This is a genomic window from Sorangium sp. So ce185 (genome assembly GCF_051526825.1).
Taxonomy (GTDB): Bacteria; Myxococcota_A; Polyangia; order Polyangiales; family Polyangiaceae; genus Sorangium; species Sorangium cellulosum_D.
The window spans coordinates 1378801-1393826 of the sequence record NZ_CP150316.1 but is presented as its reverse complement, the minus strand read 5'-3'; the positions used below and the strand labels follow the sequence as shown (position 1 = coordinate 1393826).

7 protein-coding genes are annotated in these 15026 nt (G+C 67.9%); 4 read left to right on the top strand and 3 right to left on the bottom strand.

All coding sequences use genetic code 11. From position 1 onward, the window contains the following. Window positions 1-236 precede the first annotated feature (236 nt). Window positions 237-5234, bottom strand: a complete 4998-nt coding sequence (locus tag WMF26_RS05185; protein WP_437999387.1) for an FG-GAP repeat domain-containing protein — start codon at window positions 5232-5234, stop codon at window positions 237-239. Window positions 5235-5573: 339 nt separating this feature from the next. Beyond that, a complete protein-coding gene (locus WMF26_RS05180) occupies window positions 5574-10463 on the bottom strand; it encodes an FG-GAP repeat domain-containing protein (RefSeq protein ID WP_437999386.1) in 4890 nt (1629 codons plus the stop codon). Between the two features lie 692 nt (window positions 10464-11155). Here WMF26_RS05180 and WMF26_RS05175 point away from each other — a divergent pair. The 4 genes from WMF26_RS05175 (at window position 11156) to WMF26_RS05160 (ending at window position 14483) form a co-directional block, all read left to right on the top strand. Then, entirely contained in the window at window positions 11156-11641 is a 486-nt protein-coding gene (locus WMF26_RS05175) for a VOC family protein (RefSeq protein ID WP_437999385.1), read from the top strand. A gap of 457 nt (window positions 11642-12098) precedes the next feature. Beyond that, complete coding sequence (locus tag WMF26_RS05170) at window positions 12099-12509, top strand: hypothetical protein (protein ID WP_437999384.1); 411 nt, start codon at window positions 12099-12101, stop codon at window positions 12507-12509. 347 nt (window positions 12510-12856) lie between these two features. After that, the gene (locus WMF26_RS05165; protein ID WP_437999383.1) at window positions 12857-13906 is read left to right on the top strand and encodes an NAD(P)-dependent alcohol dehydrogenase; all 1050 of its coding nucleotides are present in this window, start codon (window positions 12857-12859) and stop codon (window positions 13904-13906) included. 16 nt (window positions 13907-13922) lie between these two features. Next, a complete protein-coding gene (locus WMF26_RS05160; RefSeq protein ID WP_437999382.1) occupies window positions 13923-14483 on the top strand; it encodes a flavin reductase family protein in 561 nt (186 codons plus the stop codon). Window positions 14484-14534: 51 nt separating this feature from the next. Here WMF26_RS05160 and WMF26_RS05155 read toward each other — a convergent pair whose 3' ends face one another. Continuing rightward, window positions 14535-14912, bottom strand: coding sequence for a hypothetical protein (locus tag WMF26_RS05155; protein ID WP_437938928.1), 378 nt, complete (start codon window positions 14910-14912; stop codon window positions 14535-14537). Window positions 14913-15026: the final 114 nt, after the last annotated feature.

Here is a 15026-nt window from a genome sequence, read left to right as displayed (position 1 = left end):
CTCCATCAAGACGGCGACGGCGCGCTCACGCCCTCGGGGACGAGCGCGCGCCCGTGTCGCCGGCTCTTTCGTCCCGACATGCCGTGACGTCAGACAGAGGGGACAGCCGAGCCGCGTCTCGGCGCGCGGGCGCGTCGATGAGGCGTAGCCCATGAGGGCTTCGCGGAGCTCGGGGCCGGCGGCGCGCTACGTGCGCAGGGCCGCGCGGGGTCGCGCGGCCCTGCAGGGCGGTTGTGTCAGAAGGCGAAGCGCAGGTTGTCGAGCACGTAGGTGCCTGCGTTCGTGGGGGCGTTGAGCGCGAGCCTAAGCTGGCACTCGTTGTCCTGGGCGAGGAGCGCGAGACCCGCCGGAGGCACGACGAAGTTGACGACGTGGGCGCCCGAGCCCTGCGGGAGCGGGACGGTGTTCGTCGCGACCTCCTGGTGCGACATGTTCGCTCCCATGCACTCCAGGAACATCGTGGCATCGCCGAACCAGCCGGGGTTGACCGGCGGCGGCGACACGACGTCGAGCTTCAGCGTCGGCCCGAACGAGGCGAGCTCGCTCGTCGGGAACGACGTGCTCTCGATGACCGTGTAGTTCGAGGCCGCGATCGAGAGCGCGTTCGTCTCCGGATTCGTCGGCGATTCGACGAGGCTCACCGTGGTCCCCTGCACGACGTGCCAGGCGTCCCCGGTCTCGAAGCCGAGCACGCGCTCGGCGGTGGTGACCGGCACGAACGGACCGTCGTCCACGCCGGGGCTCGTCCCCGCGTTCCACTGCAGCTCCCCCATGAACCGCACGTTGTCGAACCGGAAGCAGTCGCCGTTCGCCGCGTCGGCCATGAGCGAGACCTGCAGGGTGGAGCCGCGGTCGTTCTCCTGGAGGGCAGCGAAGACCGCCTCGGGGAGCGTGAAGTGCGCCGTGACCCACTCGCCCGCCGGGTAGCCGGTCAGCTCGAACTGGCCGGCGTACTGGGACACGGTGTCCTCGGGCCGATCATGGTAGTAGAGCTGGAGGGAGCCCTGCCATGCCGGGTTCGGCAGCCCGGTGGGGATCCGGACGTCGAGCGCGAGGTGGCGAGAGATCCAGGTGAAGTCCCTCGGGGTGATGGGCGGGCTCTCGAGCGCGCGGGACCCCGAGGAGCACACCCGCTGCGACGTCGCGCCCACGGTCGCGACAGGGCTCATCGAGTTGCTGGCCGTGGTGGTCCAGGGATCGTCCCAGGTGCCGACCCTGGCCTGGCCGCGCGGAGTGGTGCGGTAGGTGGTGGCCCGCAGCGACTTGATGTGCACGGTGGCGCCGGCAGCGCCCGCGACGTCGATGGCGAGGGTGACGGGCTCCTGCGTCTGCTCGAGCGCCGCCAGGGTGTCGGCAGGGACGTTGAAGAGCACGTCCGTCTCGCCCGCGGTGAGGACATCGGCGAGCACGACGGTCGAGCCGAGCTGGACGGTGCCGGTCGAGGCGGCGTTCAGGGTGACCTTGAGCCGGGCGCTGCGGGTCGGGTTGCCGGTGACCGCGACCGAGAACGACACCGACCCCGGCGTCCAGCTCGTCCCCTCGCGCTGGTACTCGCGGTCGATACGGGCGTTGCCAGCGCCGTTCGGGGTGATGGTCAAGCCGCTGCCGTCGGCGTTTTGCTCGGCGGAGCCGGGCTGGGCGGTCAGCCAGCTCTCGTCGAACCGGATCTGGCTGGGCGGGTCCGCGGCCGCGTCCCCTGCAGCGATGCGGGTCGGGTTCTGGTGGTCTCTCGAGTCGAGGGTCAACGTCGAGTTCAGGTGCGGGTTGTGGATCGTGACGAGCCCGTCGCCCATGGCGCGCACGTACTCGACGCCCGTGAACCCGTAGTCCGCGTCGACCTGCTGGACCAAGAGCAGCGGGAAGTCGATGATCTCCTGGGGCTCCCGCGGGTCGAACGCGCCCGCGGGGTTGCCGCCGATCTTGTCGATCCACATCAGGGACGCCTCCTCCGAGAAGCCGATGTCGAGCCGCTCGTTGCTCACCACCGTCTGGTAGGGGAGCACGTTGCCCTGCGCCGTCAGGCCGGCGTTCCTGGACACGACCGCGCTCAGGACCTCCGCGGCCGGGACGCTCTCCGTCTCCGTGCCCGAGCCCCAGTGACCAGGGACGACCTCCCACAGACCGCCGTGCATGACGGGGAAGGAGACCAGGACGACGTGCAGGTTGCCGTCCGGCTTGGTGATCACCTTGGCCCTCGATCCGTTGTCCAGCATGACGACGTCGGTAAAGCCCCAGCCAACCGGAGTCCGCGCAGGCCAGTCTTCTTGGGGATCGAAGCCGAGCGTGACGTTCTTGTACACGGGCCCGTTGTTCGAGCTGTAGCCGTTCCCTCTCATGATCGGGGTGACGTCCTGGGCCTCGGTCACGCCCCAGTTGCCCTGATCACCGGGGAGCAACAGCACGCTCGGCTTCGCGAGGAAGTCGTGCGCGTGCTTCTTGTCCGGCATCCCATCCTCGATTTCCGACTCGAGGGGCCCCAGCCCCGCGTTCTCGAAGTGCCGGTACCTGCCGCCCGAGCTGTTCAGGAAATCGCTCGTGGAGAAGTAGTGCTCGGCCGCGGGCTCGTATCGGTAAGGGCGGAGGATGCCTTCCAGATGCTCGCTCGGCACGCTCGACGGGTTCCAGTCGAGGTCACGCGCGATGGCGTCGAGGTCCGGGTCGCCCATCACGTTGGGCGCCGGATAGCGCGCCGGCTCGTGGATCTCGTACATCATCGGGGAGTAGCGCGCCGCGGCGCGCGTGTACGCGCCGAACCCGGGCTGCTCGTTGTCGGGCTTCAGCATGAAGTGGTGGATCAGCTCCGGCACCTGGTAGCCGCTGAGCACGGCGTCGAGGGCGAACCCTTTGTACTGGTCTCCGCCGTTCCACCACATGCAGTTGCGAGCGGTTTCTGGACAATTCGGATCATCATTGAATGAATACGCGCCCGTCAGGATGCCGAACATGATGGGCGGATAATCGGAGGTGTACAGCTCCAGGACGTTGTTGTACTGCCAGCGACGCCGCATCGGGGCATACCGCTTGCCGTGGTAGGACTGGAAGGCGACCATGGCGGCGGTGTAATCGACGGCGTTGCGCGCGGCGGTCCGCACCTTCTCGCCCTCGGCATGGCTCGCGAGCTGCATCAAGGCGCGCAGCGTGAGGCCCTGGTACGGGCGCGCGTTGGTCTCGAAGAAGCCGTTCTTCGTGACCCGGCCGAGGATGGAGAGCAGCGCTTGCTCGAGCTCCGTGCCGTCGTTGACGTACTTCTCGGGGCTCAGGTCGTGAATGGCCTGGAGCTCCGGGTCGTGTCGTGGGTTGTTGCGGATCCACTGGTTCGCCAGGTAGATCCAGGCGTTGATCATCAGGACGTGGTTCTCGGTCTCCGGGACGTTCACCCAGAAAGTTTCATATATCAGCTTACGCACCTTGTCTCCGGCGTACGGGACGAAGGGGGTGCAGCGAATCTTGTAGAGAACGTCCTCGGGGGGCAGGCCCATGTTGGCGCACTCCGCCCGAGTCCTCTTCGCGTACAAGAGGAGCGCATTGACGGCCTTGTCCGTGAGCAGCGGCTGCGTGCCCTCCGGCGTATTCCCGAACGCGTTCAGCAGCGTCATCGCGTTCATGAGATAGAAATCGAAGTCCGTCTCCGATCCGACGTCAGCGCTATAATACGCGTTGTTGACGAGCCAGTCCTCGACGATCTGCGGGAAGTTCTCCGGCGGCCTGAGCGCGTCCCCTTCGTCCAGGTGGACGAGCGCCGCGAGCCCCGCGGAGATGCGGCGGAAGCTCGCGGTCTCCGCGTCTTCCCAGGTCCCGATGTTGGTGAAGTCGCCCCTGAAGGTGAGCATCCATGCCTTCAGGAGCCTCTCGAAGCGGTCGCCCATCTCTGCGTCGGCGTCCGCGACCGAGCCGGGGATCGGGTGCGGATCCCCGTAAATGGCGCACAGCTTGTCGCCGACGGCGATGTCGGTGACGTAGTAGTCCTCGTCCCAGTCGGTGGTCCCCCCTTTCCGGTAGACGACGCCTGTGAGCAGGTCGTCGTAGACGCCCCACCTCGGGTTCCGGCTCTCGGTGCGGCCGAACAGGAGCTCGCCCCGGCCATCCAGATCCGTGTCGGCGATGGCGACCGCGCTCGCGCCGACGTCTTCGCCCCAATCCTGGCCGCGGGTGGTCTCGGAGATGATCCCGTTCTCGTCCTTGCTGTAGATCACCAGCCTCGAGCGCTGGTCACCGCCGCTCCGCCCGATCACCAGCTCGTCCCTTTCATCCCCGTTCATGTCCCCGGAGCTGATGGAGATGGCCTGGTGGTCGCCGTCCCAATTGCTGCTGCCGGGGTCGAAAGGAGCCCCGAAGCCGATGTCCAAGGAGAGGAAGTCGTGCGCGCCCGGGAAGACGAACACGCGCTGGTCGCCGTGACCTCCTTCGGCGATCGCCGCGAGGTCCCCGTTCCCGTCGCCGTCGAAGTCGAGGAGCTTGACCCCGAACACGACGGGGGCATCGCCGAACACGTCGTCGCCCGCGCTGAAGACGGTGGTGAGATCGCCGCTGCCGCCATCCAGGGTCGCGACCTCGACGCGGCGCCCGATGCCGCTGCACCCGAGGCCGCACTGCCTGTCCCTGGAGATGGCGACGTCGTCGCGACCGTCTCCGTTGACGTCGCGAACGTCGAGCCCCGTCACGTAGTAGTCCGGTCCCCATTCCGGGTTCGAGCGCTGCTCGTGGACCACCTGGAAACGGGAGTTCTCGCCGTCATGGATGAAGTCGTCCAGGACCAGCACCCTGGCCGCCAGCCCATCGGTGCTTTCGTTCAAGCCGACGACGACCTCGTCGTCGCCGTCACCGTCCAGATCGCCCGCCGCCAGGGCCTCCACGCCCTTGCTCGTGCCCCAGTTGCCCAGCGTGGCGATCTGCTTGAATTGGGTGGTTTTGTCGTCGTAGACGACCAGGCGCGGCACGACGTCGCAGTTCACGCAATTGCGCCAGTTGCGCCCCGCGATGAGCTCGAGGTCCGGATCGCCGTCGATGTTGGCGAACGTGATGGCCGTGGCGTAATGGGGCTCGCCGTAGTTGTCGCCGCGCACGGTGAAGACGTGGTCGCCGTCGTACACGTAGATCGACGGTTGGTCCTCGGTGTCGCGGTACCGCGAGACCGCGAAGATCTGAGCTTCGCCCCGGCATTCGGTCTGCGCATCGGCGGTGATTGGAACGCCGATCAGGACGATGGATCCAAGCAATGTTAACCAGTGACGCATCGGTCTCCCTCTCTGGGCCTGCAGGCTGGCTGCGGCGTGAAGGCGGCCCTTTCGCAGCAGCGCACCGCGAAAGCAGCGGCCGTGCCACTACACGCGCGCCTCCCCGCAGGGCGCGGCGAGATGGCCGGCGAGCCGAAGTTGCCCGCTCTCGCTACCCGGCGCGCAGTGCGGCACGTGGCACGTGCCGACTGGCACAAGGCACGTGGTCGAAGGCGGCGTGCCACCTGGCGGCGGGCGCGCAGGTTTCCAGCGTGGGGTGGGGGTGGGGATGGCCTCGCCGCAGAGCGCGCGAGGCGGGCAGGGCCGCGCGGGGTCGCGCGGCCCTGCGGGGCGCTCGTGTCAGGGGGCGAAGCGCAGGTGATCGATCACGTAGGTGCCCGCGTTGGTCGGGCCGTTGATCGCGAGCCGGAGCTGGCACTCGTTGTCCTGGGCGAGGAGCGCGAGACCCGCCGGAGGCACGGTGAAGCTGACGACGTGGGAGCCCGAGCCCTGCGGCAGCGGGACGGTGTTCGTCGCGACCTCCGCGTGCGACATGTTCGCGCCCATGCACTCCAGGAACATGGTGGCATCGCCCGCCCAGCCGGGGTTGACCGGAGGCGGCGACACCACCTGGAGCTTCAGCGTCGGACCGAACGAGGCGAGCTCGCTCGTCGGGAACGACGTGCTCTCGATGACGGTGTAGTTCGAGACCGCGACCGACAGCGCGTTCGCCTCCGGCTGGCTCGGCGACTCGACGAGGCTCGCCGAGGTCCCCTGCACGACGTGCCAGGTATCCGCGGTCTCGAAGCCGAAGACGCGCGCGGCGGTGGTGACCGGCACGAACGGCCCGTCGTTCGCGGGCAAGCGCATCGTCCCGTTCCACTGGAGCCCCCCCATGAACCGCACGTTGTCGAACTGAAAGCAGTCGCCGTTCGCCGCGTCGGCCATGAGCGAGACCTGCAGGGTGGAGCCGCGGTCGGTCTCCTGGAGGGCGGCGAAGACCGGCTCGGGGAGCGTGAAGTGCGCCGTGACCCACTCGCCCGCGGGATAACCGGTCAGATCGAACTGCCCGGCGAACTGGGACACGGTGTCCTCGGGCCGATCATGGTAGTAGAGCTGCACGGAGCCCTGCCATGCCGGGTTCGGCAGGCCGGTGGGGATCCGGACGTCGAGCGCGAGGTGGCGAGAGATCCAGCTGAAGTCCTTCGGGGTGAAGGGCGGGCTCTCGAGCGTGCGGGAGCCCGAGGAGCACACCCGCTGCGACGTCTCGCCCACGGTCGCGACCGGGCTCATCGAGTTGCTGGCCGTGGTCGTCCAGGGGTCGTCCCAGCGGCCGACGAGGGCCTGGCCGGGCGACGTGGTGCGATAGGTCTTGGCCCGCAGCGACTTGATGTCCACGATGGCGCCGGCAGCGCCCGCGACGTCGATGGCGAGGGTGACCGGCTCCTGCGTCTGCTGGAGCGCCTCCAGCGTCGCGGCAGGGACGTTGAAGAGCACGTCCGTCTCGCCCGCCGTCAGGACGTCGGCGAGCACCACGGTCGAGCCGAGCTGGACGGTGCCGGTCGAGGCCGCGCTCAGCGTGACCTTCAGCCGGGCGCTGCGGGTCGGGTTGCCGGTGACCGCGACGGAGAACCGCACCGACCCCGGCGTCCAGCTCGTCCCCTCGCGCAGGTACTCGCGTTCGATGCGGGCGTTGCCAGCGCCGTTCGGGGTGATGGTGAAGCCGCTGCCGTCGGCGTTTTGCGCGGCGGAGCCGGACTGGGCGGGCAGCCAGCTCCCGTCGAACCGGACCCGGCTGGGCAGGTCCCCGTCGCGGTCCGGGTTCTGGTGGTCCCTCGAGTCGAGGATCAACGTCGAGTTCAGGTGCGGGTTGTGGATTGTGACGAGCCCGTCGCCCATGGCGCGCACGTACTCGACCCCCGTGAACTGGTAGTCCGCGTCGACCTGCTGGACCAAGAGGAGCGGGAAATCGATGACTTCCTGCGGCTGCCGCGGGTCGACCGCGCCCGCGGAGTTGCCACCGATCTTGTCAATCCACATCAGGGACTCCTCCTCCGAGATGCCGATGTCGAGCCGCTCGTCGCTCACCACCGTCTTGTAGGGGAGCGTGTTGCCCTGCGCCGTCAGGCCGGCGTTCCTGGACACGACCGCGCTCAGGACCTCCGCGGCCGGGACGCCCGCCTCCTCGGTGCCTGAGCCCCAGTGACCAGGGACGACCTCCCACAGACCGCCGTGCATGACGGGGAAGGAGACCAGGACGACGTGCAGGTTGCCGTCCGGCTTGGTGATCACCTTGGCCCTCGACCCGTTGTCCAGCATGACGACGTCGGTAAAGCCCCAGTCATCCGGAGTCTGCGCAGGCCAATCTGCATTGGGATCGAAGCCCAGCGTGACGTTCTTGTACACGGGCCCGTTGTTCGAGGTATAGCCGTTCCCTCTCATCATCGGCGTGACGTGCTGAGCCTCCGTCACACCCCAGTTACCGTGATCGTCCGGGAGCAGCAGCACGCTCGGCTTCGCGAGGAAGTCGTGCGCGTGCTTCTTGTCCGGCATCGTATCCTCGATATCCTCTTCAGAGATCGGTCCTGGGAGAGGCCCCAGTCCCGGGTCAGTATCCAGTCCCGCGTTGTCGAACGGCCGGTACCTGCCGCCCGAGCTGTTCAGGAAGCCGCTGGTGGAGAAGTAGTGCTCGAACGCCGGCTCGTAATTCCAGGTCCCGGAATACTCGCCTTGCTCTCTCGCTGTCTCTTCCAGGACGCGGTCCATATCACGCGCGATGGCGTCGAGGTCCGGGTCGCCCATCACGTTGGGCGCCGGGTAGCGCGCCGGCCCGTGAATGCGGTAAAACTGCGTGGAGTAGCGCGCCGCGGCGCGCGTGTACGCGCCGAACCCGGGCTGCTCGTTGTCCGGCTTCAGCATGAAGTGGTGGATCACCTCCGGCACCTGGTAGCCGCTGAGCACGGCGTCGAGGGCGAACCCTCTGTACTGATCTCCGCCGTTCCACCACATGCAGTTGCGAGAATGCTTCGGGCAGTCCGGATCGTCGTTGAACGAATACACGCCCGTCAGGATACCGAACATGATCGGCGGATAGTCGCCGGTGTACAGCTCCAGCCGGTCTTTGTACTCCCATTGACGTCGCATCGGAGCATAGCGCTTGCCATGGTACGACTGGAAGGCGACCATGGCGGCCATGTAGTCCACGGCGTTGCGCGCGGCGGTTCGCACCTTCTCGCCTTCGGCGTTTCCCGCGAGCTGCATCAAGGCTCGCAGCGCGAGGCCCTGGTACGGGCGCGCGTTGGTCTCAAACAAGCCGTTCTTCGTGACCCGTCCGAGGATGGCGAGCAGCGCTTGCTCGAGCTCCGTGCCGTCGTTGACGTACTTCTCCGGGCTCCAGTCGTGAAGGGCCTGGATGTCCGGATCTTGCCGTGGATTGTTGCGGATCCACTGGTTGGCCAGGTAGATCCACGTGTTGATCATGAGGACGTGGTTCTCCGTCTCCGGAACGTCGATGCTGAACCCCAACAAATCCGTGAGTGGCGCGTCGTACACCAGCTTGCGCACCCTGTCTCCGGCGTACGGGACTTTGGGTGTGCAAAAGAGCTCGTAACGGCCGGGCGGATAGGTGTTGTTCTCGAACTGGAGGAAGGATTCACAGCCCGCCGGGGTCAGCGTCGTGTACTGGAGGAGCGCCTTGACGGACGCGTCTGTGAGCAGCGGCGTGTTCCCGAACGCGTTCAGCAGCGTCATCGCGCCCATGAGATGAAAATCGAAGTCCGCCTTCGTACCGACGTCGTCATGCATGTGCGCGTTCTCGAGGAGCCAGTCCTCGACGAGCTGCGGGAAGTCGTCCGGCGGCCTGAGATCGTCCCCCTGGGGCAGGTGGACGAGCGCCGCGAGCCCCGCGGCGATGCGGCGGAAGCCCGTGAGGGCCGCCCTGTCCCAGGTCCCGAAGTTGGTCCAGTCGCCTTCGAAGGTGCGCATCCACACCCGCAGCAGCTTCTGAAAGCGGTCGTCCATCTCGTCGTTGGCGTCCGCGATCGAGTCGGGGATGGGGTGCGGCTCGCCCTGGATGATGCACAACTTGTCGCCGGCGGCGATGTCGGTGATGTAGTAGTCCTCGTCCTCGGACCAGTCGCTGGTACCCCCTCTCCGGTAGGCAACGCCTGTGAGCAGGTCGTCGTAGAAGCCCCACCTCGGGTTCGGGCTGTCGGTGCGCCCGAACACGAGCTCGCCCCGGCCATCCATATCCGTGTCGATGACGGCGACCGCGTTCGCGCCGACGTCCTCGCCCCAGTCCAGACCGCGGGTGGTCTCGGAGATGCTCCCGTCGGCGTTCTTGCTGTAGATCACCAGCTTCGAGCGCTTGTCACCCGGGCTCCGCCCGATCACCAGCTCTTCCCGTTGATCATCGTTCATGTGCCCGGAGCTGATGGAGATGGCCTGGAGGTCGCCGTCCCAGTTGCTGCTGCCGGGGTCGAAAGGAGCGTCGAAGTCGATCGGCATGAAGATCTGGTCGTGCGCGCCGGGGAAGACGAACACGCGCTGGTCGCCGTGATCTCCTTCGGCGATCGCCGCGAGGTCCCCCTTCCCGTCGCCGTCGAAGTCGAGGAGCTTGACCCCGAGCACGACAGTGTCATTGCCGAACACGCCATTACCCGCGCTGAAGCGGGTGGTGAGCTCACCGCTGCTATCCAGGTTCGCGACCTCGACGCGGAGCCCGATGCCGCCGCACGTGATACCGCACGGGCTGTCCCTGGAGATGGCGACCTCGGCGCGACCGTCTCCGTTGATGTCGCGCACGTCGAGCCCCGTCACGTAGTAGTCCGGGCCCCATTCCGGGTTCTCGCGCTGCTCGAGGATCGTCTGGAAATGGGGGTTCCCGCCATCGCGGGTGAAGTCATCCAGGATCAGCACCCTGGCCGGCACGTCATCGGTCGCTTCGCTCAAGCCGACGACGACCTCGTCCTTGCCATCGCCGTCCAGATCGCCCGCTGCCAGGGCATGCACGCCCTTGCTCGTGTCCCATTCGCCCAGCGTCGCGATCTGCTTGAACTCGTTGTTCTTGTCGTCGTAGACGACGAGGCGCGGCTGGACGTCGCAGCCCAGCGTGCAGTTGCGCGCGTTGCGCCCCGCGATGAGCTCGAGGTCCTGATCGTCGTCGATGTTGGCGAACGTGATGGCCGTGGCGTAATAGGGCTCGCCGTAGTTGTCGCCGCGCAAGGTGAAGACGTGGTCGCCGTCGTACACGTAGATCGACGGGTCATTCGCCGTTTCGCGATACCGCGAGACGGCAAAGAGCTGAGCTTCGCCTCTGCATTGAGAGCTCTGCGCATCGGCGGTGATTGGAACGCCGACCAGGACGATGGATCCAAGCAATGTTGACCAGTGACGCATCGGTCTCTCTCTCTGGGCCTGCAGGCTGGCTGTGACGTGAAGGCGGCCCTTCGCAGCAGCGCGCCGCGAAAGCAGCAGCCGTGCCACTGCACGCGCGCCGCCCCGCAGGGCGCGGTGAGGCGGCCGGTGAGCGAAGCAGCCCGCGCTTTCGCGACCCCGCGCGCATCGCGGAACGAGGCACATGGCACGTGGCACGTGGCACATGGTCGAAGGCCGCGTGCCACCTGGCGGGGGCGCTCAGGTTTCCAGCGTGGGGTGGGGGCGGGGATGGCCTCGCCGGCGAACGCGCGAGGCGCGCAGGGCCGCGCGGGTCGCGCGGCACTCTTGTGTGCACATCATCCCGCCCTCGCACGCGGGCGCAGCGGCCTTGCAAGCCCGCCCCCGGGCCCCCTCCGCCGCCCGGCGGCCAGGGCGGCCCTCCCTCAAAAAAAATCTCGGTGCCATGTCGAGGCGGCGCGTCGTGCTCCGACATCCAGGCGAGGCGAGGTCGAGGTGACCGCGCCCCCACCCCACCGCCGGGCTCGACCCGGCCAGGAGTCACGATCATGACCACCACGACCGCGCAGAAGATCAAGACGTTCCTCTGGTTCGACAACAACGCCGAGGAGGCCGTGCGGCTCTACACCTCCGTCTTCGTGCGCTCGCGCGTCGTCGAAGAGGTCCGCTGCGGCGACGCGGGCCCGGGGCCCAAGGGCGCGCTCCTGACCGTCGAGTTCGAGCTCGAGGGCCAGCGCTTCGTCGCCATGAACGGCGGCCCGCACTTCAAGTTCAACGAGGCCATCTCGCTCGCCGTCACCTGCGAGACACAGGAGGAGGTCGACGAGCTCTGGAGCAAGCTCACCGAAGGCGGCGGGGCCGAGAGCCAGTGCGGGTGGCTCAAGGACAGGTTCGGCCTGTCCTGGCAGATCGTCCCCTCGGCGCTGCCGCGGCTCCTCCAGCACCCGGACCCGGTCAAGGCGGCGCGGGTCATGCAAGCCATGATGCAGATGAAGAAGCTCGACATCGCGCGGCTCGAAGAGGCCGCCCTCTAGAGCACCCGCGGCGCCGGGCCGCCATCTCATCGCCCGCGGGAGCTCTCCACCAGATGGTCCACGAGGGCGCGGACGCGGCGCGGGAGATGGCGGCCAGCCGGGTAGACGACCGACAGATCCGCCGCGCGGACGAACCGGTTCAGCACGGACTCGAGCCGGCCCGCCTCGAGGTCGCCCTCGACGTCCCGGAGCGACGTCTGCCCGCCCCGTGCTCCCTCGAACGCTCCGGCTAAGTCCCGCAGGGGCCAGAGCAGACGCGTCTCATTCTCAAATTCCGGGCAGCTCCCCGGATTCGCCACGCCGTGCGACCTGCGTGTGCCCCGACGCCGGGCACGGGCCCTCACTGGACCGGATCTTCGTCGCCCCGAACGTCTGCGTCGGCCGGGCCTGCATCCAATCGCTTCGGAACGCCAGACCACAACCAAGCACGTCGCTCCAACGCGCACTTTTCACGTCGATGTTCTGGCGAGTCGAGGCGATCTCCGGCACATTGGATTTATTGATGAAGGCAGCGCCGCGACACGAATCAAAAGACGAGCTACTGCTAGAAATTGAGTCGCGCGCAGCATGGCTTACTCACATAGACTCGCGAGCAGACGCCGCAGCACCATCACAGGACGCTCACCTTTACCACGAAGAGCGACGAATTTTCCAGGCGTCCTACAAACAGAAGTTTCATGCGGCCGCGCTGGAACGCTGGAGAGAGAGAGCCAAGCAGCTGCGTGACGAGCCGGACGCTTACCTTGCGCTCAAGGAGCACGAAACGCTACGTCGCGAGTGCGAGCCCTACGCCGAGCTGGTATTTGAAGCGGCAGCCGAGATGGATGCCGAACTCCAGCGCCAGTTCGACGAAGCATTTGGAAGATGAGCGACGCCGCTTCTTCGCCCAGCCCGCCCGCGTTCAGCGGGGCCGGCGGGCGTCGAGGAGCTGCCGGGCTCAGCGGGCGACCAGGGGCGAGCGCGAGCGATGGACCGCCCGGCTCCTCCGCGGAAGCGGTCCTCGGCGACGACCTCCACCTCGACCCGGCGCCTGGCCCTCGGCGGGACCGGGGCGTCGGTTTCTTCGTGCGCGGGGCTCGACGGCACGAACCCACGGAGACAGGAACCGAGAAGAGGTCATGCAAAGCGCGCGAGGCGTCGCCCGTCCGAGGCCTACACGCAGCCGATCGATCGCTGAACGCCGCGAGCATCGCCGATCACGAGGAGCATCGAACCATGTACAGCACGAAGGCTTACTCCGCCGCCAGCGCGACATCGCCGCTGGCCCCCACCCAGATCCCGCGGCGCGATCCGACCGCGCACGACGTGCAGATCGAGATCCTCTTCTGCGGGATCTGCCACTCCGACCTCCACGCCGCCCGCGGCGAGTGGGGCCGCACGGTCTACCCCATCGTGCCGGGCCACGAGATCGTCGGCCGCGTCGCCGAGGTCGGCTCGGCGGTCACCAGGTACAAGCCCGGCGACCTCGCCGCGGTCGGCTGCATCGTCGACTCGGACAGGACCTGCCCGAGCTGCATGGAAGGGCTGGAGCAGTTCTGCCCGAACCAGATCATCGTCTTCGGCTCCCCGGACAAGCACCTCGGGGGCGTCACGTATGGCGGCTACTCCGACAGCATCGTCGTCGATGAGCGGTACGTCCTGCGCATCCCCTCGAACCTCGACCCCGCCAGCGCGGCGCCGCTCCTCTGCGCTGGGATCACCACGTACTCGCCTTTGCGCCACTGGGGCATCGAGAAGGGCAAGAAGGTCGGCGTGGTCGGCCTCGGCGGGCTGGGCCATATGGGCGTGAAGTTCGCCCGCGCGTTCGGGGCGCACGTCGTCGTCTTCACCACCTCGCGCGGCAAGACGGAGGACGCCCTGCGTCTGGGCGCCGATGAGGTCGTCGTCTCCCGCGATGCGAGCGAGATGCAGAAGCACGCCGGCAGCCTCGACTACATCCTCGACACCGTCTCCGCGGACCATGACGTCAACGCCTTCCTCAACCTGCTCCGCCGCGACGGCAACATGACCCTCGTCGGGGCGCCCGCGAAGCCCCTGAGCGTCGCCGCGTTCGGGCTCATCATGGGGCGCCGCAGCCTCTCCGGCTCGAACATCGGCGGCATCGCCGAGACCCAGGAGATGATCGATTTCTGCGCGGCGAACGACATCACCGCAGACGTCGAGATCATCCCCATCCAGAAGGTCAACGAAGCGTATGAGAGGCTGCTCAAGTCCGACGTGAAGTACCGCTTCTCCATCGACATGGCGTCGCTCCGATCCGAGTGAGCGGCGCGACGCGCCCATGAAGACAGCTCCCAAGAAAGACTTCCCGGTCGCCGAGATCCGCCGGTTCCTCGAGCCCGGCCCGATCGTGCTCGTCAGCTCGGCGTGGCGGCGCGAGACCAACATCATGACCATGGGCTGGCACACGGTCATGGAGTTCGCGCCGTCGCTGGTCGGGTGCGTCATCAGCAGCGCGAACCACAGCTTCGAGCTGATCCGCCGGAGCAAGGAGTGCGCGATCAACGTCCCCACCGCGGAGCTCGCCGAGGCGGTGGTCGGCATCGGCAACTGCTCGGGCCGCGACACGGACAAGTTCTCCGCCTTCGGGCTCACGCCGGTGCCCGGCGCGGCGGTCGGGGCGCCGCTCATCGCCGAGTGCTACGCGAGCCTCGAGTGCCGGCTCGCGGACGCTCGGCTCGTGAAGACCTACAACTTCTTCATCTTCGAGGTGGTCAAGGCGCACGCCGCGACCGCGCCGCGCTACCCGCGCACGCTCCATTATCACGGCGGCGGTATCTTCATGCTCTCGGGGGAGACCACGCGCCGGTATCGCCGGCTCTTTCGTCCCGACAGGCTGTGACGCGCCGCCGGCGCGCAGCGCCGGGGCAGCGCGCCCCGCCCGGGCCGCGGCTCAGCGCGCCGGCGCGTTGACGAGCCGGGCCGCGCACCGGCCCTCGTGGCAAAGGCAGCCGCCGCCGCAATCCATCGTCCCCGGCCGGCACTCCTGCGTGCACATCATCCCGCCCTCGCACGCGGGCGCCGTGGCCTTCGCGACGCAGGCGGCCGGGTGGCACCCGCAGACGGGCACGCAGTCCGCGTCGCTCTGGCACGGGTCGCTGCCCACGGCGATCGAGTCGTCCGTCGGGGTGGCCGTGGGCGTCGTCGTGGCCGGATCCGGCGCCGGCGGCGCGTTCGAGCCGGGAGGCTCGTTCCGCGAGGCGCTGCACGCAGCACAGCAGAGCACGGCGGCCAGGAGGAGCCCCATCGAGCGATCGAGGATGTGTCTCATACGCGTGCTCTCTCACGGATCACCACGAGGTTCCATCACGACCTGCGAGCTCATCCGGGCGCGGCGCCCGATCCCGCGCCGCCGCGCGCGCCGGAGGCCGCCCTCTGGAGCCCC